The organism is Shewanella sp. 4_MG-2023 (assembly GCF_030548015.1).
Taxonomy (GTDB): domain Bacteria; phylum Pseudomonadota; class Gammaproteobacteria; order Enterobacterales; family Shewanellaceae; genus Shewanella.
This window is the reverse complement of record NZ_JAUORL010000013.1, coordinates 53851-72956: the sequence shown is the minus strand read 5'-3', so window position 1 is coordinate 72956 and position 19106 is coordinate 53851. Positions and strand designations below refer to the sequence as shown.

The 19106-nt window shown below is 43.8% G+C and carries 18 protein-coding genes; 14 read left to right on the top strand and 4 right to left on the bottom strand.

The genetic code is table 11. The features are described 5' to 3' along the window. The first annotated feature begins 179 nt into the window (after nucleotides 1–179). On the top strand, nucleotides 180–578 hold the full coding sequence (locus tag Q4546_RS09370) for an SgcJ/EcaC family oxidoreductase (RefSeq protein ID WP_102435939.1): 399 nt from the start codon (nucleotides 180–182) through the stop codon (nucleotides 576–578). A gap of 30 nt (nucleotides 579–608) precedes the next feature. Here Q4546_RS09370 and Q4546_RS09365 read toward each other — a convergent pair whose 3' ends face one another. Together Q4546_RS09365 and Q4546_RS09360 are read right to left on the bottom strand one after the other, a co-directional pair. Beyond that, complete coding sequence (locus Q4546_RS09365; protein WP_303446153.1) at nucleotides 609–1385, bottom strand: NRDE family protein; 777 nt, start codon at nucleotides 1383–1385, stop codon at nucleotides 609–611. Nucleotides 1386–1485: 100 nt separating this feature from the next. After that, a complete protein-coding gene (locus Q4546_RS09360) occupies nucleotides 1486–3081 on the bottom strand; it encodes a metal transporter (RefSeq protein WP_303446152.1) in 1596 nt (531 codons plus the stop codon). 224 nt (nucleotides 3082–3305) lie between these two features. Between Q4546_RS09360 and Q4546_RS09355 the strand changes: the two genes are divergently transcribed. The 3 genes from Q4546_RS09355 to Q4546_RS09345 all read left to right on the top strand — a co-directional run bounded on the left by Q4546_RS09355 (nucleotide 3306) and on the right by Q4546_RS09345 (nucleotide 6783). Then, nucleotides 3306–3899, top strand: coding sequence for a YhgN family NAAT transporter (locus Q4546_RS09355; RefSeq protein ID WP_102435945.1), 594 nt, complete (start codon nucleotides 3306–3308; stop codon nucleotides 3897–3899). Nucleotides 3900–4110: 211 nt separating this feature from the next. Continuing rightward, a complete protein-coding gene (locus tag Q4546_RS09350; RefSeq protein WP_102435947.1) occupies nucleotides 4111–4392 on the top strand; it encodes a hypothetical protein in 282 nt (93 codons plus the stop codon). A gap of 12 nt (nucleotides 4393–4404) precedes the next feature. Then, nucleotides 4405–6783, top strand: a complete 2379-nt coding sequence (locus Q4546_RS09345; RefSeq protein WP_303446151.1) for an immune inhibitor A domain-containing protein — start codon at nucleotides 4405–4407, stop codon at nucleotides 6781–6783. An 82-nt stretch (nucleotides 6784–6865) separates the two neighbouring features. Here Q4546_RS09345 and Q4546_RS09340 read toward each other — a convergent pair whose 3' ends face one another. Beyond that, entirely contained in the window at nucleotides 6866–7444 is a 579-nt protein-coding gene (locus Q4546_RS09340; protein ID WP_102435951.1) for a chorismate lyase, read from the bottom strand. Between the two features lie 107 nt (nucleotides 7445–7551). Between Q4546_RS09340 and Q4546_RS09335 the strand changes: the two genes are divergently transcribed. Beyond that, entirely contained in the window at nucleotides 7552–7953 is a 402-nt protein-coding gene (locus tag Q4546_RS09335) for a flagellar basal body-associated protein FliL (RefSeq protein WP_102435952.1), read from the top strand. Between the two features lie 11 nt (nucleotides 7954–7964). Beyond that, nucleotides 7965–9017, top strand: coding sequence for a 23S rRNA (adenine(1618)-N(6))-methyltransferase RlmF (rlmF, locus tag Q4546_RS09330; RefSeq protein WP_303446150.1), 1053 nt, complete (start codon nucleotides 7965–7967; stop codon nucleotides 9015–9017). Between the two features lie 73 nt (nucleotides 9018–9090). Here rlmF and Q4546_RS09325 read toward each other — a convergent pair whose 3' ends face one another. After that, entirely contained in the window at nucleotides 9091–9930 is an 840-nt protein-coding gene (locus Q4546_RS09325; protein ID WP_303446149.1) for a formate dehydrogenase accessory sulfurtransferase FdhD, read from the bottom strand. A gap of 401 nt (nucleotides 9931–10331) precedes the next feature. Here Q4546_RS09325 and Q4546_RS09320 point away from each other — a divergent pair, with 401 nt between their 5' ends. The 8 genes from Q4546_RS09320 to Q4546_RS09285 all read left to right on the top strand — a co-directional run bounded on the left by Q4546_RS09320 (nucleotide 10332) and on the right by Q4546_RS09285 (nucleotide 18846). Then, nucleotides 10332–10796, top strand: coding sequence for a DUF3305 domain-containing protein (locus Q4546_RS09320; protein WP_076541409.1), 465 nt, complete (start codon nucleotides 10332–10334; stop codon nucleotides 10794–10796). Further along, nucleotides 10796–11419, top strand: coding sequence for a DUF3306 domain-containing protein (locus Q4546_RS09315; RefSeq protein ID WP_102435958.1), 624 nt, complete (start codon nucleotides 10796–10798; stop codon nucleotides 11417–11419). Before Q4546_RS09320 ends, Q4546_RS09315 begins: the two co-directional genes overlap by 1 nt. A 152-nt stretch (nucleotides 11420–11571) precedes the next feature. Next, nucleotides 11572–13251, top strand: coding sequence for a 4Fe-4S binding protein (locus Q4546_RS09310; protein ID WP_102435960.1), 1680 nt, complete (start codon nucleotides 11572–11574; stop codon nucleotides 13249–13251). A gap of 10 nt (nucleotides 13252–13261) precedes the next feature. Beyond that, nucleotides 13262–13957, top strand: coding sequence for a molecular chaperone (locus Q4546_RS09305; RefSeq protein WP_102435962.1), 696 nt, complete (start codon nucleotides 13262–13264; stop codon nucleotides 13955–13957). 136 nt (nucleotides 13958–14093) lie between these two features. Then, a complete protein-coding gene (locus tag Q4546_RS09300) occupies nucleotides 14094–14297 on the top strand; it encodes a twin-arginine translocation signal domain-containing protein (protein ID WP_102435964.1) in 204 nt (67 codons plus the stop codon). Between the two features lie 17 nt (nucleotides 14298–14314). After that, nucleotides 14315–17164, top strand: a complete 2850-nt coding sequence (locus tag Q4546_RS09295) for a formate dehydrogenase subunit alpha (protein WP_102435965.1) — start codon at nucleotides 14315–14317, stop codon at nucleotides 17162–17164. Between the two features lie 26 nt (nucleotides 17165–17190). Next, nucleotides 17191–17787, top strand: a complete 597-nt coding sequence (gene fdh3B / locus Q4546_RS09290; RefSeq protein WP_102435967.1) for a formate dehydrogenase FDH3 subunit beta — start codon at nucleotides 17191–17193, stop codon at nucleotides 17785–17787. Nucleotides 17788–17835: 48 nt separating this feature from the next. Next, a complete protein-coding gene (locus Q4546_RS09285) occupies nucleotides 17836–18846 on the top strand; it encodes a formate dehydrogenase subunit gamma (RefSeq protein ID WP_102476479.1) in 1011 nt (336 codons plus the stop codon). The last annotated feature ends 260 nt before the right edge of the window (nucleotides 18847–19106 follow it).

The following is a 19106-nucleotide window of genomic DNA, read 5'->3' as shown; positions in this document are numbered from 1 at the left end:
TTGCCGATTTAAAGGTAGAGCCAAGCCCTTCAGATAGCTCACCTAAAACCACGAATACAGCAGATATTGCAGCAGAGCAGCTAGTTAGTGCCTTTACCGACACCTTAACTTCAGCGCCGGCTGAGGCTGAGACTGAGCCTGATGCCGTCAGCGCAGTTGTCTCACTTGAACAACAATCCGTGTCACTAGACGAAGTTAATACCAATAGTGCTATACCTACAGATAGAATTAGAGCAGTGATTTCACAGCAAGAACAAGCCTGGAATAGCGGCGATATTGATGCCTACATGCAAGGCTATTGGCAAAGTGACAATTTACGTTTTGTGTCTAATGGTAAGTTTAGCTACGGTTGGGATGTAATTCTTGCTAGCTATAAAAAAAGTTATCCTGATTCAGCGCGCATGGGCAAACTGTCGTTCAATGTGAAAGAGATTAAAATGCTCAGCAACTACGCCGCATTGGTTGTGGGTCGTTGGCAATTAGAACGTACAAAAGACAAACCTAATGGTGTGTTCACCCTACTGATAGAGCGTATTGATGATAAGTGGGTGATAACCCATGATCATTCATCTGATTAATTGCTTGGCTGCGAATAGATTAATTCGGACTTAGGGTGTTATAACAAAATGCTGTTGCCCTAAGTTTCGAGCTTTGCCGTCATAACGCACTTCATAAAAGTCGATGTTGCCGTTTTTATCTCGCATTACCACACTGGTTGAACGGGTGCCATATTCTGGATGGCGAATAAAAATCGACGACAACAGCCTTTCCCACTCAATTTCAATGCCAGTACTAGGTAGGCTGCGATCTTCAGCTTGAGATTCATCACGCATAAATGCCAACATTTGTTCAATATTGGGCTGCTTTTCAGCTAATAGATGCTGCTCTAACGCCTGTAATCCCTTGGCCATTTTCGGCCAGACGTCATCTATAGCGCCATTACTCACAGCATGAAAACCTTTAGTTAATGGCGTGTTCTCAGCAGTGACGCTATTAAAACAGTAAAGTTGCTGCTGTTGCTGATAAACAAGATTAAACGGACTGTAATTAGCGCTGTGTTGGCGTAGCCAATCAAGGCTGACATCTTGGCGAAGATCGAGAGCGTTAACCACCAGTTCGCCGCGACTTCTTAGGCCATCGGCTTGTTGATTGCGAATATTGGTAAGGCCTGCAAAGTGACCTTGTTGATTCACTCCAAGCCAAGTGCCGCCAGCTTGTAGGTCTTTGCCTGCTAATATCGACTGAGATTGAGGTAAATTGCTGTTAGCAACTGTTTGCCAAAAATGGGCTGGATCGGTGGCGCGATGATGAAACTCATCACGATTAGCGCACACAATCAGTGGCCATTGGGGATGCATGTCTACCGCGATAAATAAAATACACATAGGCTTGGTTAAGTCGGCTCAGTTATTCGGTCGATGATAAAACATCATAGCCTGAATAACATGAACCTGACAGTAACCCTCGCTTAATGCGGCGGCTTAATTAGTGGTGATGTTTATGCTCTGTTGGCGCAGCCGCAGATTTATCTGAGGTATTAGCACCATGGGAGTGATTGTGGTTATGATCATGGTTATGACCGCTAAACTTAATCATTAAGCGACTTAAGAACTTACGTGGTCCTAAGCGCAGTAAGCTAGCACTAAAGATTAATCCCACCACAACTAATCCCGCAATATTAACGTTATTTGGCAAGGTGAGTAACTGGTGCCAATCAACCAGATACTGGTGTGCGAATAACAACGCGACGGCTAATACAGCTGACAATGACAAGCGCATGCTCCAGCTCATTAGCTTTAACTGGCTAAGGCTAAGCACAGGCGCTGCAATAAGTGCAAATGCCACTGCGACATTGCTCCAGCCGCTATAGGCTAATGATAATGCCAGTACTGCCGCGCCTAAATTACAAAAACGCATCGGTAGAAAGACGACTAACAAGATTAATACTTGCAGCGCTGGATGCTCTAAATGCACCGAGGGGTGACCAATGAGATTCGCTAAAATTAAGCTAAGGGCAATCCAGGGCGCGCTGCGATCCACTAAATGTGCAAACCCAAAGCGCCAAGCCGATTGCGGTAAATTCTCGTGGGGATCGGTAAGTTCAACTTTACCCAAGCTGAGTAACGTGCCAATCGCCAACAATGAAATAGCTTGATATATGGCAAACCAAGGCCCCAATAATAGCAAGGTGATCAGCAAGGCTTCAGGGCCCGCTAGACGCTGTAACCAGCGACTGGAGAGGCTACTGTTTTGCGGGGTTAACCCAGCTTTGAAGCGCGCAGTGGCAATTAAGTAACTGGCAATTAATATTGGCGAGATGGTCAGTAACCAAGACATAAACTGATCCGAGCCATGGCTGTGATGGGCGTGTGCGTGGGCATGGCCACCACTGTCCATTAACAATAATACAGTTAGTAATGCGACCCCCAATAAACTGCCAATGCCTGCTTGGTATTGATAGCGACCTTGATGATCTTCTTCGTGTTGTCCGTGGGGCTGATGTAGCACCACATGCAAAATTGATCCGGTAACAAAGGCTTGTAAATAAACGGTATTATCTAAGCTGAGGCTATCGAGTAGTTGCTCGCCAGCAAAGTAACCCAAGCCTGTGAGTACCATCATCGCAGCTAATACCGCACTGGCCCAGCGGGTACCAACCTGGGGTTTTAATAGCCACCAAATTGCCACACCAACGGGTAAGCGATGCATAATCACTCCCAGCGCTAATAAGCTAGAGTTACCCTCTTGTTGGGCTAAAACCATGGCGCCACCATCGGTAATGGTGTGCAGCAATAGTCCGCCAATCCCTAAAGTTAGGGTCACGTTATGGGTAATATCTGAGTAGCGGTGGAAAAGCCGTTCACTGGCTGTGGGACCCCATAAGCCAAGCACCACGAACAGCAAAGTGATAAAACCACCATGTTCAAGGAGTTCAGGCAAAATATGGATAAGCACCAACCCGCCTAATGAGACGAAGATAAATCCATCTAAGCCTTTTTGTAGCCCACTCCCTGATGAGAAGTAGCGATAAAAAAGCGGTCCGAATAAAAGTGCAATACAACTAGCAGCTAGATAGAGCATGGGATCCAAAGAATCAATGAAACGAAAAAAACACCGCAGTATATCGCAGTCTTTCAATTAACTTAATACTTGCTTTGCTTGATTATCACTCATGATGACAATTTACACGGTAAAGATAGCCTTCAGCGTTGCAAGATAGAGCGAAAGTCACGGTTATTTCTGCCAAATGACTGTATTAAGTATACAATAGTAGTTCATTGTTAATAATTAATAGAACTAATGTAATGGACATCTTTTCTGCTGCAGTCATGCTTTTCCTGATTATGGACCCTTTGGGCAACTTGCCTATTTTTGCTTCAATTTTGCGGCATATTGAACCCAAAAAACGCCGCCGAGTGCTTATTCGTGAATTATTGTTTGCGCTGGCAATCATGTTGCTGTTCTTGTTTGCCGGCGAGGTGATCCTTAATTTTCTTAGCCTGCGTCAAGAGTCAGTGAGTATTGCAGGCGGGATTATTTTGTTCTTAATTGCCATTAGGATGATTTTCCCACAACCGGGCGGCGTGGTAGGTTTAGCCGCCGGTGAAGAGCCATTTATTGTTCCTATGGCTATACCGTTAATGGCTGGGCCATCAGTGTTAGCTGCATTAATATTATTGGCGCACAGTGACAGTAGCAGAATGATGGATTGGACTATTGCCTTAGTGGCGGCTTGGGGTGTGAGCGCAGTTATCTTACTATTCTATAAAGTCTTTACTCGCATATTAGGCGAAAAAGGCTTAACCGCAGTCGAGCGTCTAATGGGTATGGTGCTGGTAATGATTTCGGTGCAAATGTTCTTAGACGGGGTGTCGAGCTATTTAAAAACTGCCGGCTAATCAGCTCATGTCAGGCATCGCTATAGTCAACAAGGCCGCTTAATGCGGCCTTTTGGTTTTCTACGCAATATTCTCTACCTTTCAGTTTATCTTCGATTATTTTTTACTTCTTTAGTTGTATAAAAATCGCTCTAAAAAGTTGTGTAAAGCCGTTTTAGCAACTTTACTTAATATTACTCTTTGATTCATCTTCGTTGTTTGGGCGTTCATTATGCGCATTGTATTCGCTATCTTTTTTAGCTGGGTTATTTGGGGCTGTAGCCATAGTAATAGCGCCGAAAACGGCTCTAATCAGACCCAATTAACGCATCAAAATAATACCATTCAATGTGGGGCAATACCTCCTCCTTTAGATATGTCCGGCGTTAAACAGAATTTAATCAAAAGTGGTGAAATAACGACAGATATGAGTGAACAACAGCAACAAGAGATTGTTCGTCGTTATATCGCCAAGCGTAACAATGCATTTAAAAAGTGCAATCAAAGGAAGTAAAGGAGGCATAGGATGCCTATTCAATGGAGTAAAATCTTTACTGGTGCTATGACCATATTGGCAATGACTCTTTTTTCGTTAAACGCCATGGCAGCGCCGAGTCAATACGCTTCTCCTGCAGATGCTGGGGTAATGAATCAGCAACAGATCCAATACTGGTTGATTAAGCGCGGTGAGCTGGCAATTGATGCCAGCGAGGCAGCAAAGCAAGCTGCGGTAGAGAAGTTCACTCGCAAAGCAAGTCATAATTATCTGCCTGCTGAGGTCAAAATACTAAAGCAAATAGCTGCCAAGAATCGATCCCAACGAATAAAAGTCTCACCAGTATCAGCTCCGGCATTGGCTGACACGGATGTCACCAAAACCGTGAATGTGCTGGCGGTATTGGTCGACTTTCCTGATTTACCCTATAACGCCAATCGTTTAACCAAGTCTGATACGTCAATGTTTTATGACGATTATTCCGTACAACATTATCAAGATTTGCTTTTTTCTCGATCTGGATTTTCTGGACCTAACCGTGAGGTGCTTCAAACGGCTTATCAATATTTTGCTCAAGCCTCTGGTGAGAGTTTTTTCTTTCGTGGTCAGGTTAAAGGCTGGGTAACCGCCAGTAACAATGCTGCTTACTATGGCGCCAATAATTCGGTTTTCAGTGATAATGATATTGCAGTACCTGAATTGGTTATGGAAGCCGTTACTCAGGCCGTTAAAGGGATGAGCGCGACAGAATTAGCTGAATTCGATAGTGAAGATCCATTTGATTTTAATAACAACGGCAATGAAAATGAGCCTGATGGCATCATAGACCACATTGTCATATTTCATTCCAGTATTGGTGAAGAGGCGGGCGGCGGCGTGTTAGGCACCGATGCTATTTGGTCGCATCGCTTTTTTGTTGGTGCCAATAGCCAAGGACAAGCTCTTCCTGGCACGTCAATGAAAGTTTATGGCTATACCATTCAGCCTATCGACTCAGGTACCGGGGTCGTTACCCATGAGTTTGGTCATGATTTAGGCCTGCCTGATGAATACGACACTAATCTGGGGGATGGCGCGCCAGTGGGTTACTGGTCGTTAATGGCAAGTGGTACTTGGGTGGGTCAAGCGCAAGCGGGTAATCCTTATATTGCTGGCAGTAAGCCTGCGGGCTTAAGTCCTTATGCCCGTTCATATCTGCAACAACGTTACCAAGGCAAGTGGGTCAATGAGCAAGCCATCGACTTGGCCGATATTACTGCTGAAGGTTTGACTGCTGAGGTTTTTGCAGCAGTTAATGCTGATGCTGTGAATCAATTGTCCATCGCATTACCCAATCCCCCCTTCGCCTTTAAGTCACCTTTAGTTGGCGACTATCAATACCATTCAGGTAAAGGCCATCAACTTACCAATAGTCTGAGTTTCGAGGTAGATTTACCCGCTGACGCACAGATTGAGCTTGTTATGCAGGCACATTGGAGCATAGAAACAGATTATGACTATATGCAATTGTTGATTGATGGCGTAGCCATTGTCGGCAACCATACCAGTGCCAGTAACCCTCTGTTCAACAATGTAGAGCACTATATTTCTGGGGTATCGAGCGATATAGCTGGCGCTTCAGGAACAGATGCTTGGGTTGAACTGGTTTATGACTTGAGCGATTTTTCAGGGCAAAGTGTGCAAGTTGAAATGAGCTATGTAACGGATCAAGCTGTAGGTGACTACGGTATTGTTATTGACCAAATTGAAATTAATCAGCAAGGCGTCAACATTTACCAAGACGGGGCCGAAGAGCAAGGCAAAGTTGATTTAGTGGGTTTTTCAAGGATCGATGATACCTTACCCGGTTTGCCGCAACGCTATATTGTGCAACTGAGAAACCATCAAGGTATTGATGCGGGCTTGCAAAGTGTCGGCTACGAGCCCGGTATTTTATTATGGCTCGAAAATAACAACTATGAAGATAACAATGTCGCCGAGCATGAAGGTTATGGCTTTATTGGGGTTATTGATGCTGACCAGAGTCTAATAACTGGCGGGTCTTCAAGTGTGCAGGTACGTGATGCCAGCTTTAGCTTATATCCTCAGTCAAGCTACGCTAACGATAGCGCTCTAAGTAACTTTAGTTTATTTGATGATAATGCTGATTACTCAGCGCCCCTGCAACCGCAATCAGGCATGGTGTTACCTGAACTGGGCTTAATTATGGAGGTGCAGGCGCAATCGTCAGACAGCTCAAGGGCAATAGTCGAATTTAAACTAAATGGTGTAGTTACTTCAGAGTTTATGGGCGAAAACCAGACAATTGCTGGCGACGATGGATCTCAAAGCAGTAGTGGCGGTAGTTTAGCTGGGGTGTATTTGTTGCTACTGAGCTTACTTCTTGTAAGGCTCTCGACTAAAACATAAGGCCATAAGCTTTATGGTTACTTTACAAATAGCCATGATGTTGCCAACGTATGGTAAACCGCATGGCTTTGTTGGACTAACTTTAACAAGATTGCTTTAGTGTTAAGGCGTTAATTTGCTTAACCGCATAAGGAAGGAAAATTTCGCTAACAATAATGTCTTGGTTGGCTAAGTTAAAGTAACGGCGACGCCCCCAAAGTGAAGAGGTGACAGGTTGGGACAGGCGGGTTGCCAGTTGGGCTAGCTTAGTGCAGCTTTCAAATTCAGCGACCTCTATTTTGCCCGGGACAATATCAGCACTGGTAAACAGTAGTTCACCCAATGGGCGCTTACCTAAGGCTTTAAAGTTGTGTTGATCATTGGCTAGGTTCTCAGGGATTAAGGTGCGTGCAAACACCCAAGGCTCGCCATCAAGGCACAGCAGTACTTCTCTTACCCAAACCTGCTTTTGCTGCGGGCATTCCCCTGCTAATGGTGTAGTAAGTTGTTCGCCAAGGACTTTAACTTCAAAATCGTGGCAACAGCCTTTAAGCTTTTGGGTTAAACTACCGGTAGCGAGTAACCATTCTTTTAGTGCCGATTGCGGCATAGAATTGATTGCATCAGGTGAAAACCACTGGATTGATTCACCATACGGGAAGCTAAGACTGGTCACGTTCATTCAATACTCGTTACAATATACTCAAACGAGTGCAGTTTATCATGACAGAGCAATGGCTGGATAGCCGCTGCTATTAGGCAGATTTAAATAATGGAGTTTGATTAACTATGGCAAAGTACCTATTCGCAGTGTTAGTTGCACTGTTTTTTTTCCCCAATGCGCATAGCGCAGATGACAAAGCCACTGGGAACTTTGCTTACTATGGTTTCGAACCTGACATTGTCACTAACTATATCTCTAACCGCAAAAAACTCGGTTTTGTAAAAATCAGTGTTGAGTTAATGGTTAAAGATCCTAAACAATTGCAGCAGATAGAGCACCATGATCCGTTACTGCGAGCCGCCATCGTTGAAGTGCTAGGAAATCAGCCTGAAGACAAGGTTAAGTCCTTGACCGGAAGAGAGGATATTCGTCGTGCGTGCTTTGAAACGGTTAATCGACTGCTAGAAGCTGAAACGGGTGAACAGTCCGTGGTTAATTTACTGTTTACTAAATACCTATATGATTAATGAACATTTGCATGAAAAACAGTAAAGCTGGCAACAAAACGAACAAGCAAACATCTGAGCCGACTAAGGTGGCAAGCAAAGGCGTCGCTCATACTCAAGTGAAAACACTACACCCGCGAAATAAGCATAATCAAGGTTATGATTTCGAAGGATTAATAAAAAAGTGTCCCAAATTGTCCCACTTTGTCAGACCAAACCCCTACGGTAATCTTTCAATCGACTTCTCAGATCCTGAAGCGGTCAAAAGCCTCAACGCAGCAATTTTATTGACTGATTATCACATTGAGCAGTGGGATATTCCGGCAGGGTTCTTGTGCCCGCCAGTACCAGGTCGAGTAGATTATTTGCATTACATTGCTGATTTACTGGCTGTTAATGGTAAAGCGCCTAAAGGAAATAAGATCCGTGCATTGGATATTGGCACCGGTGCTAATGGTATTTATCCATTATTAGGGGTTAAAAGCTATGGTTGGCAGTTTGTCGCCAGCGATATTGACCCAGTTTCAATTGCAAATGTCGCTGAAATTATTAGCCATAACCCTGATTTAGCATCGAAAATTGACCTGCGCCAACAGACTAATCCTCAAGCTATTTTTAGCGGAATTATCGGGGATAATGAGCGCTTTGATATTACTCTGTGCAACCCGCCATTTCATCGCTCATTAGCCGAAGCGAGTCAAGGCAGCGCCAAGAAAAATGCCAATTTAGCCGCCAACAGAGCTAAAAAGCACAGCCAAAAGCCAGCCGTTAGCTCAAGTAGTGCCGCACTTAATTTTGGTGGGCAAAAAGCTGAGTTATGGTGTGAAGGTGGTGAGCAGCAGTTTTTAACGAATATGATTAAAGAAAGTCAGCAGTTTGGGCAACAATGTTTGTGGTTTAGCTCATTAGTGTCCAAGTCAGAAAACCTAAAGCCCTGTTATCAATTATTAAAACAGTTACATGCCGATAGTGTGCAGACCATTGACATGAAGCAAGGCAATAAAATTACCCGGGTTTTAGCTTGGAGTTATTTGCCCGAAGCGGCAAGAAAGCAGTGGGCTAAATTTAGGCATAATGCTATTTAGCATAGGGTTACATGATGAGTGATAACAAGGTGGTCATCACCTTGTTATCAATTGTTTGCGTTAATAGGTAACGCTAAACTTTCATCGCATCAAATTCAATATTTTCTGCGCCGTGGTAAACCAAGAAGTGACGCCCCTTGGCTCTGGCAATAATAGTGATCCCCAACTTTTGAGCTAGTTCTAACCCCATCTGAGTGACACCACTGCGTGATAACAATACTGGTATACCCATCTTGGCAATTTTTATCACCATTTCAGAGGTTAAACGGCCAGTGGTATAGAAAATCTTATCGTGCCCATTTTCACCTTCAAGCCACATGTCGCCCGCGAGGGTATCAACTGCGTTATGGCGGCCAACATCCTCAATGAAAGCTAAAATTTGGTCGTCTTTACAAATGCCGCAACCATGGACGGCACCGGCATTTTTGTAGGTTTCATTATAAGCACTAATGTTTTTTAGCAGGTTATATAAGGTTGATTGTTGTAATTGGGGCGTTGGCAGCTTTATATCATCGAGCCCTTGCATGAAACCACCGTAAACAGTACCTTGACCGCAACCTGAAGTGACGGTTTTTTCAGATAATTGTTTATCTAAATCAGCTGTTTGCTCTTTAGTCAAAATGGCTGCAGAGTCAACATCCCAATCGACGATAATTGATTCAAGTAAGCTGGCATCGTTAATAAAGCCCTGATTTTTCAAGTAACCCAAAGCTAATGACTCAGGTTTTGCGCCCAAGGTCATTAAGGTCACTATGGGTTGCCAGTTCAAATATACCGTTAATGGTCTTTCACAGGCCACGAATTTATCAACACTCTCTCCTTGCTCATTAATTGCTTTAACTGCAATTGTAAGGGGAACTTCAGCATTGGTTTTGACCAGTTTTAGCGATTTATTAGCATTTGATTGGGTCATTGAAAGTGTGGCCTCTGAAATAGTTAACTAGCTCGGTAGTGAGGATGGTAATGAAAACTAATTAACTATCAGCATAGCAACTTTTATTCCCGAGGCGGCAATGTAGTTTGTAAATGCGTGATCTAACTCTGATGTTAATCAGCAGCGACTAATTAACGTAGCCTTATGTCCTAGTATAATTAGCAATATAGACAAATTGTCCTACTCTTAGTGGTAATTAGGAGATCTGGATCTAGCTTTTTGTTCTTATTTATCTGGCACTATTTTTGCAGTGTACTGATTAGTTAAGAGAAATAAAGTGGTTTTTAGCTTCTAAAAATAATCAAGAGCAACTTTTAAGTCGTTGTTAATATATATTTTATTTATTTCTTGTGGATTTATGTTTTAAGGGCAAGGCTTGTATGCAACACACTGAAAATGTTTGGCCTATGTATGTTTCGCTTAGAAAAGTCGAAAAAATGATGGGGCGTTGGCCCTCAATCACTTGGGAAGTGGAACAAATGGTTCCTGCGACTCATGAGGCACCTGAAGGGGCCAAATTAATATTGTTTCAACTTTATAAAGATGAACGTGGCAGTTACCGGATAAATTTAGACATGGATAACACCATGTTATATATCGTTTGTGATGAGTTATCGGATGGCACTTGGGTTCCTGCTGCTATCTCTGCAGACCAAAATATTGCCGCAGCCTGTTTGGAGTCTGAAACCCCAGTGCTGAATATCCCAATGCCAGAAGCACTGGCATGTTGGGTTGAAGCTTTCATCACCCGTCATGGCGAAGTTGAAATATCAGCTAAACGCCGTAAGCATGTGAACCGCCGAAAGGATACTGGCCCTAGCACAGATCACCTTCGGAGACATTAATGAGCAATAATTCGAAAGGTTTTTTCTCTCGTTGGACTGAGCGTCGTGAGCAAGTTGAAGCTGAAGCTGCTCGTGAGACTGAACTGCAGCAAAAGAGTGTGGCGGCAGAGGAAGAAAGCCTTGCTGACTCTTCCACTGAGGATGCCATACAAGAAGCGCCTCAGCCTGAGAAGATCCTTGAAGCTGAAGATTTACCGGATCCCGAAAAAATTGAAGTTGGAGGCAGTTTTGCTTCGTTTATGGGGGCGAATGTATCACCTCAAGCGAAATCAGCAGCGTTAAAAGCACTGTGGAAACAACCCCAATACAATGAAATCGACGGCTTACTCGAGTACGCCCTTGATTACAGTAATCAACCTAAATTGTCTGCCGAAGTTTCGGCTGAATTAGCCAAAAAAGTCTTCCGTAACGTCGTAAAAGACAAAGAAGAAACGGAAGAGCAAGAGTTACTTGCTCGTGAGGATGATGACACAGTTGTTGATACAACTGATGCCTCACCAGTATTAAATGATAAGAGCGAAATCGTGTCTGCCACTGACTTAGATACCAACCAAGACCAGAGTGATGTTCTGGGAATGGTTGATGAAGAAGCTATAACGGCTTCAAGTAGCGCTAAGGCTTAGTGTGTAGTTAAAAATTTTAGTCCACTATTTAGCGTATAAGGTGTTTTGTTTATCATTTTAAGCTGATGTATTTAAATAAATGTTTAAATACAAAATGGATTTGCAGCCCTGATAAATCACCTAAGCGTTAAAAAACTGTTCAGGAACGCAATGTGAGCAATAGTCAAACCCCGCTAGAACTAAAACAAGTTCGCCAGCAGGTATTAGCACAGACTCAAGTGATCCAAAACTTGATCCCGCCAACAGTCAGTTATACGACTGAAGGCAATGTGTTAGTCATCGGCCCAGAAGATTTGGCCCGATTAGCTGCGGATAAACTGTCAACCATGGCCAATACGGTTATTTTGGCAAATGAAGCCATTACCAGCCAAGATGAAGCTCATCTTGAAGCGGTAATGAACGCTGCAGTAAATAGCGAAAGCTATTACAACAAACTTATTTCTGTTAAAGGCTTTTTAGGTCAGTTTCAGGTAACCGTTGAGAATGAAGGCGCGGGTGAAAACCAAGCGGCGACTGAGTTAAGTCTTGTTGCTATTCGTAAGCCGCATTTTGATATGGTTTTAGACCTGAGCATGTCGCCATGTCTTAACCTTGAAATGCTACCACCAGGTTATTTCTATGTCGGTCAAGATGCAGATAAATTAGCTGATGCGCTGGAGCAAATTCCAGATTTAGTTGGTGAATTTGATAAGCCACGTTATGTGAAGGTGAACAGTGATATCTGTGCTCATAACCGTAATGGCGTCAATGGCTGTAATCGCTGTTTAAACTTCTGCCCTGCTGATGCAATTAGTAGCATCGAACAAAAAATCGAAATTGATCCTTACCTTTGTCATGGTGCGGGTAGTTGTACTAATGCTTGTCCTACAGGGGCTATCGCATTTGATTTACCAACGCCACAAGCACTTCATAGCTATATTCAAAAACTGGTTAGTCGTTACCTTGAGCAAGCACAAGCTGCCCCTGTCATCTTATTCCATGACGGTGCCGTTGGTGCAGAGCACATTACCGCTGATCTAGTGGGTGACATCATTCCAGTTGAGCTGGAAGAAATCACGGTTGCTAGCATTGATCATTGGATGTCAGCATTAGCATGGGGCGCACGTCAGGTATTAATTTTAAATACCGATGCGACTGCACCCACGTTAACGCAAATGTTAAATGGTGAACTGATATTAGCTAATAGCATTCTAGATGAAATGGGTCAGCCACAGCGCATTAGCTTGATAGACACCCAAGCATTAGCAGCCTTAGATGATAAGTTAGCCATAAGCCTAGATTGGCCATTAATCGTACCTGCTGCGTTCACGCCAAGTACCAAGCGCGAAACATTATACGCTGCAATTGATCATTTAAATGAACAAGCAGCAGCGACTGATAGTGCCATTGCAATGAGCAATGTGCCTTACGGTGTAGTTAACGTCGAAGTTGATAAATGTACCTTGTGTATGTCTTGTGTAGCAACCTGCCCAACACAAGCATTAACCGATGGTGGTGAATCACCGTCACTGCATTTTGTAGAGCAAGACTGTGTGCAATGTGGTTTATGTGAAACCTCTTGTCCTGAAAACGTGATTAGCTTAACGCCGCAAATCAATTTGGACCAAGCAGCACGTCAGCAGCGTCAAACGTTAAAAGAAGAGGCTCCGTTCGAGTGTATTCGTTGCGGAACCGCTTTTGCTACACAATCGATGGTTCATAGAATGATCGATATGATTGGTGGACATTCTGCATTTAACGCCAATATTGAGCGCCTAAAAATGTGTGGTGATTGCCGCGTAAAAGATATGTTTGAAGACATTCTTGAAGACCCAGAGAAGCAACTTCGATAAGAGATCCAATATGACCGAATTAGTTAGAGAAATTTCAGAAAACGATCAGCTACGGGCAGATATTTACCAATTATTAGCTGCATTACTACGTCGCCATCCGAGTGAAGAACTGCTGTCATTTTTAGCTGACATCGAAATAGAAACAGAAGCTGAAGATGATAACGACATGAGCACGGCTTGGCTGGCGCTAAAGGCAGCTGCGACCCAGTACACACAAGAGCAACTTGAAGAAGAATACTTCAATATTTTCTTCGGTGTTGGCCGTGGTGAAGTATTGCCATACGGCAGCTGGTTTATGACAGGCTCGTTAATGGATAAGCCATTAGCACTGTTACGCCAAGATTTAATGCAATTAGGTTTTGCTCGCGAAGAAGACGTTAAAGAGCCAGAAGATCATGTTGCAGCATTATGTGAAGTGATGGGTACCTTGATTTTAGAGGCGCCAGGTTATCGTCAATTAGCATTTTATCAGCGCCATATTGGCAGCTGGATTGCGCGCTTTTGTGACACCTTAGAGAAAACACCGAGTGCAGCGTTTTATGTGCCTGTGGCGCAGCTAGCAAAAGCATTTTTCATCATTGAAGCCAATGAGTTTGAGCAACTAAGCTTAGATATTCCAGTTAATTGCCCAGGTTCTGAAGCCGAAAAAACTGCTGCTGATGAAGCAGACAAGATTGAACCATCAACCAATGAACTTGCCTCTTAGGTAATTTTTAGGCTGTTGGTGCAAAGATTTATGCCACAGAGTTTGACTCTGTGGCATAGACTGAAAAGGAAGGCAACTTCCATAAAAACAGAGAGTAATTTTACTCTTATAACACGCGTTAAATTAAGGAGAGACTATGAAGAAGCAAGCTTCCGACATGGGTCGTCGTCAAATGCTAAAAGCATTGGCTGTCGGCAGTGCCGCTGGCGCAGTTGCCACTGTTAGCGGACAAGCTCTTGCCGCCTCACCAGAAGCTACACCCGTTGTAGGTAAAAGTGATGGTTATAGAGAAACAGACCATGTACGTAGTTATTACGACACATTACGTAGTAGCAAGTAATTTAAGGAGAATATGTGATGCGATTAACCCGCAAAACAGAAGCAGTCAAAGTCGCAGATAAACCTGCACTTGGACTCAATCGTCGCCAATTTTTGAAGTCTGCAACCCTTGCTACAGGTGGTATTGCTGCCGCTTCAATGCTGGGCGCCGGAATGATGCGTAAAGCTGAAGCAAAAGATGTTGCTTACGATGCGCCGACTGAAGTGATACGTACTATTTGTTCTCACTGCTCAGTGGGCTGTGGTATTTATGCTGAAGTGCAAAATGGTGTATGGACAGGTCAAGAACCTGCATTTGATCACCCATTTAACGCTGGTGGCCATTGCGCCAAAGGTGCTGCACTGCGTGAACATGGTCATGGTGAAAAACGTCTTAAATACCCAATGAAGCTAGAAGGAGGCAAATGGAAGAAACTTTCTTGGGAACAAGCCATTGAAGAAGTGGGTCAAAAAGCCCTCGATATTCGTCAAGAATCTGGTCCTGATTCAGTATTTTTCATGGGTAGTGCGAAGTTTTCAAACGAACAAGCTTATATGTACCGCAAATTGGCAGCAATGTGGGGCACCAACAATGTCGACCACTCTGCACGTATTTGTCACTCTACCACTGTAGCCGGTGTTGCAAACACTTGGGGCTACGGTGCGCAATCAAACTCTTTTAACGACATGCGTAGCTCGAAAGCGATGATGTTTATCGGTTCGAACCCTTGTGAAGCTCATCCGGTTTCAATGCAACACATCCTTGAAGGTAAAGAGCGCGGCGCGAAAATTATCGTAGTCGACCCGCGTTTCACTCGAACTGCAGCTAAGTCTGACGAGTTCGTGCATATTCGTCCTGGTACGGATATTCCTTACATTTATGGTTTGTTGTGGCACATTTTTGAAAATGGTTGGGAAGACCAAACATTCATCGACCAACGTGTATACGGTATGGAACGTATCCGTGAGGAAGTGAAAAAGTGGACCCCTGCCGAAGTTGAACATGTTGCTGGCGTGCCTGAAGCGCAGATGCATCGTGTCGCCAAGTTACTGGCTGAAACTAAGCCTGGTACTGTGGTTTGGTGTATGGGTGGGACTCAGCATCACATAGGTAATGCTAACACTCGTGCATACTGTATCCTCCAATTAGCCCTTGGTAATATGGGTGTTTCTGGTGGTGGAACTAACATCTTCCGTGGCCATGATAACGTTCAAGGTGCAACTGACTTTGGCTTATTGTTTGATACATTGCCAGGTTACTATGGCCTTAAAACAGGTTCATGGAAACATTGGTGTAATGTATGGGACTTGGATTACGAGTGGGTTAAAGCCCGTTTCGATCAAGAGCAACGTCTAGGTCAAGATCCAATGACTTCAACGGGTATTCCATGTTCTCGCTGGCATGATGGTGTCCTTGAAGACAAATCTAAGATTGCGCAGAAAGATAATATTCGTATGTCATTCTTCTGGGGGCAATCAGTCAATACTGAAACCCGTGGTCGTGAAGTGCGTGAAGCATTGAACAAAATGGATACAGTTGTTGTTGTGGACCCATTCCCAACGATGGCAGGTGTCATGCACGAACGAACTGACGGTGTGTATTTATTACCTGCTGCAACTCAGTTTGAAACATACGGTTCAGTCTCTGCTTCAAACCGTTCACTGCAGTGGCGCTCACAAGTTATCGAACCATTATTTGAGTCAAAAGCTGACCACATTATCATGTACAAGCTGGCGAAAAAATGGGGTATCGATGCTGAGTTCTGTAAGCATATTAAAGTTAATGGCGATGAGCCGTTGATTGAAGATATGACCCGTGAGTTCAACAAAGGTATGTGGACCATTGGTTACACTGGCCAGAGCCCTGAGCGTTTGAAAATGCACCAAGAAAACTGGGGCACATTCGATATGGAAAGCTTAGAAGCGCCAGGTGGTCCAGCTAAAGGTGAAACCTACGGTTTACCTTGGCCTTGTTGGGGCACGCCAGAAAACAAACATCCAGGTACGCAAATTCTTTACCGCACTGGACGTGAAGTTAAGTATGGTGGTGGTAACTTCCGTGCACGTTACGGTGTTGAGCATAACGGTAATAATATTCTTGCTGAAGGTTCTTATTCAAAAGGATCTGAAATCAAAGACGGTTACCCAGAGTTCACCGCTGACATGCTGAAACAGCTTGGCTGGTGGGATGACTTAACTGCTGAAGAGAAAGTTCACGCTGAAGGTAAAAACTGGAAAACAGATATTTCTGGTGGTATTCAACGTGTTGCTATCAATCACGGTTGTATCCCATACGGTAATGCCAAAGCACGTTGTATTGTGTGGAACTTCCCAGATGATATCCCGATTCATCGCGAGCCGTTATATACCCCTCGCCGCGACTTAGTGGCTAAGTACCCAACTTACGAAGATCGTATGGTTGCACGTCTTCCAACTCTGTATAAGTCTATTCAAGAAAAAGACTTTGCTAAAGACTTCCCATTAGCGGTAACTACGGGTCGCTTAGTTGAGTATGAAGGTGGTGGTGAAGAAACACGCTCAAATCCATGGCTTGCAGAATTGCAGCAAGAAATGTTTATTGAGATTAACCCTGCTGATGCAGCCGACCGCGGCTTACGTGATGGTGATGATGTATTCGTTCACAGTCCAGAAGGCGCTAAAATCACAGTTAAAGCAATGGTGACTCCACGAGTCATTGCTGGTGAATGTTTCATGCCATACCATTTCGCGGGTGTATTCGAAGGCAAGAGCCTAGAGAAAAATTACCCTGAAGGAACCGTACCTTACATTATTGGTGAAGCTGCCAATACCGTAATGACCTATGGTTATGATGTTGTGACTCAGATGCAAGAGACTAAGTCTAGCTTGTGTCAGATCAGCAAAGCCTAATTAACTTGATGAGGAGATAAGCCATTATGGCAGTCATGAAATTTTTGTGTGACACAAAACGCTGCATCGAGTGTAACGGTTGCGTCACAGCTTGTAAGAACGAAAACGATTCCGCTTTAGAGTGGGGTATTCAGCGTCGCCGCGTGGTTACTATCAATGATGGTGAACCCGGTGAAGCGTCAATTTCTGTTGCATGTATGCATTGTACCGATGCTCCTTGTATGGCCGTATGTCCGGCGGATTGTTTCTATCAAACCGACGATGGCATTGTGCTACACGATAAAGATACTTGTATCGGTTGTGGTTACTGTTTTTATGCATGTCCTTTTGGAGCGCCACAGTTCCCGAAAAAGACCGCATTTGGTAGCCGCGGTAAAATGGATAAATGTACTTTCTGTGCCGGTGGCCCAGAAGAAAACCATTCCGATGCCGAGCGTCAGAAGTACGGTGCAAACCGTATTGCTGAAGGTAAGTTACCTATGTGTGCTGAGCTTTGTTCAACTAAAGCCCTGCTTGCTGGTGATGCCGAAATCGTATCGAGTATCTATCGCGAACGTATGTCTAAGCGCGGTAATCCGAATACCATTTGGGGCTATGATCCTAAAACGGGTGATATGGTTTAGACAGTGCAAAGGTTACGGGCTTTGTCCGTAACCAAGCAAGGAGTGACAATGTTAAACAAACAGTTAAACAAATCACTGCGTAGCTTGTTTGCTCTGTTGGTTCTGGTGATGGGGTTAGGTTTTGCAACCACAACCTTAGCGGCAGATGAACAATCAAGTAAGCAGCAGGCAGGGAAGGAAAACCCGGCTGAATTATGGCGAGCAGTGAAAGCTGGCGACTCTGGCTTTACAACAGCTCAAGGTATTGAACCCGGCGTACTGATTAATGTTGCGGGCAATCAAGGTCGAATAATCAGAGATGACTATATTACTCCCGGAGTGGCGTTAGCTCTCGTAGGTGTATTTGCTGCATTTTTACTATTCTACTTTGTTAATGGCCCAGCAAAATTGGCGAAGGGGTATTCAGGCAAGATGGTTGAGCGATGGTCTAAAGCAGATATTTGGCTGCATTGGATTATGGCCGTTGCCTGTTTAACGTTAATGCTAACTGGTCTGGTGATCATACTAGGTAAAATTGTTATTCAGCCCTATGTCGGTGCGAGTATTTGGGCTGGAATTATAGCCTTTTGCAAGCTAGTGCATGATTGGGTTGGTCCAGTCTTTATCGTATCTTGGTTGCTATGTATTGTTAAATGGATGCCACTGCAAACCTTTAAGATGTATGACTTAAAATGGTTTTTAGTGGTTGGGGGTTACATCAACTTCGGTCCATTTAAAGGTAAGCATCCAGACAGTGGTTTTGCCAACGCCGGTGAAAAAATGTGGTTTTGGACCTTAGTGTTCTTTGGCCTCTTTATCAGCGTATCAGGCATCATGCTAGTGTTACCGGGATTAGATTTACCCCGTGAAGCTTCAATGGCCGCGCTACTTATTCACGGCATTAGTGCTGCGATTCTCATTGCATTTACCATTGTGCATATTTGGATGGCAACAGCATTGAGTGAAGGTGGTATGGAATCCATGGTTTCAGGCTATTGTGATGAAAATTGGGCAGTGCAGCATCACAATGTTTGGTTCGATGAAATCAAAGCTAACGGTTCGATAAAATATCAGAAGTGATAGTGAGTTAGCCTTTTGCTGATTTAGTCACTTAATTACTTTCAAAACACCTCAACTGAGTCTATCTTGTTGAGGTGTTTTTATATCTGCCTGTTGGCGGAACGGGTAGTTTTGTCAGTACCTATTTTATTGCTCGCAGCAGGCGAATAAATCGCTTAATTTAGGCTGCTATTCCAACAGTTATTTCAATAGTTATTTCAATAGTTATTTTGACCAATTTTAGTGGCTTATTGATTGCTGTTACTACTGAATTTTTACGG

Excerpts from the sequence above, each read along its gene's own strand:
- Q4546_RS09300 (WP_102435964.1), top strand. The coding sequence starts at position 14,094 with ATGAAGAAGCAAGCTTCCGACATGGGTCGTCGTCAAATGCTAAAAGCA.
- Q4546_RS09320 (WP_076541409.1), top strand. The coding sequence starts at position 10,332 with ATGCAACACACTGAAAATGTTTGGCCTATGTATGTTTCGCTTAGAAAA.
- Q4546_RS09360 (WP_303446152.1), bottom strand. The coding sequence starts at position 3,081 with ATGCTCTATCTAGCTGCTAGTTGTATTGCACTTTTATTCGGACCGCTT.
- Q4546_RS09345 (WP_303446151.1), top strand. The coding sequence starts at position 4,405 with ATGCCTATTCAATGGAGTAAAATCTTTACTGGTGCTATGACCATATTG.
- Q4546_RS09315 (WP_102435958.1), top strand. The coding sequence starts at position 10,796 with ATGAGCAATAATTCGAAAGGTTTTTTCTCTCGTTGGACTGAGCGTCGT.
- Q4546_RS09305 (WP_102435962.1), top strand. The coding sequence starts at position 13,262 with ATGACCGAATTAGTTAGAGAAATTTCAGAAAACGATCAGCTACGGGCA.
- Q4546_RS09325 (WP_303446149.1), bottom strand. The coding sequence starts at position 9,930 with ATGACCCAATCAAATGCTAATAAATCGCTAAAACTGGTCAAAACCAAT.
- rlmF (WP_303446150.1), top strand. The coding sequence starts at position 7,965 with ATGAAAAACAGTAAAGCTGGCAACAAAACGAACAAGCAAACATCTGAG.
- Q4546_RS09335 (WP_102435952.1), top strand. The coding sequence starts at position 7,552 with ATGGCAAAGTACCTATTCGCAGTGTTAGTTGCACTGTTTTTTTTCCCC.
- Q4546_RS09350 (WP_102435947.1), top strand. The coding sequence starts at position 4,111 with ATGCGCATTGTATTCGCTATCTTTTTTAGCTGGGTTATTTGGGGCTGT.
- fdh3B (WP_102435967.1), top strand. The coding sequence starts at position 17,191 with ATGGCAGTCATGAAATTTTTGTGTGACACAAAACGCTGCATCGAGTGT.
- Q4546_RS09365 (WP_303446153.1), bottom strand. The coding sequence starts at position 1,385 with ATGTGTATTTTATTTATCGCGGTAGACATGCATCCCCAATGGCCACTG.
- Q4546_RS09340 (WP_102435951.1), bottom strand. The coding sequence starts at position 7,444 with ATGAACGTGACCAGTCTTAGCTTCCCGTATGGTGAATCAATCCAGTGG.
- Q4546_RS09355 (WP_102435945.1), top strand. The coding sequence starts at position 3,306 with ATGGACATCTTTTCTGCTGCAGTCATGCTTTTCCTGATTATGGACCCT.
- Q4546_RS09285 (WP_102476479.1), top strand. The coding sequence starts at position 17,836 with ATGTTAAACAAACAGTTAAACAAATCACTGCGTAGCTTGTTTGCTCTG.
- Q4546_RS09295 (WP_102435965.1), top strand. The coding sequence starts at position 14,315 with ATGCGATTAACCCGCAAAACAGAAGCAGTCAAAGTCGCAGATAAACCT.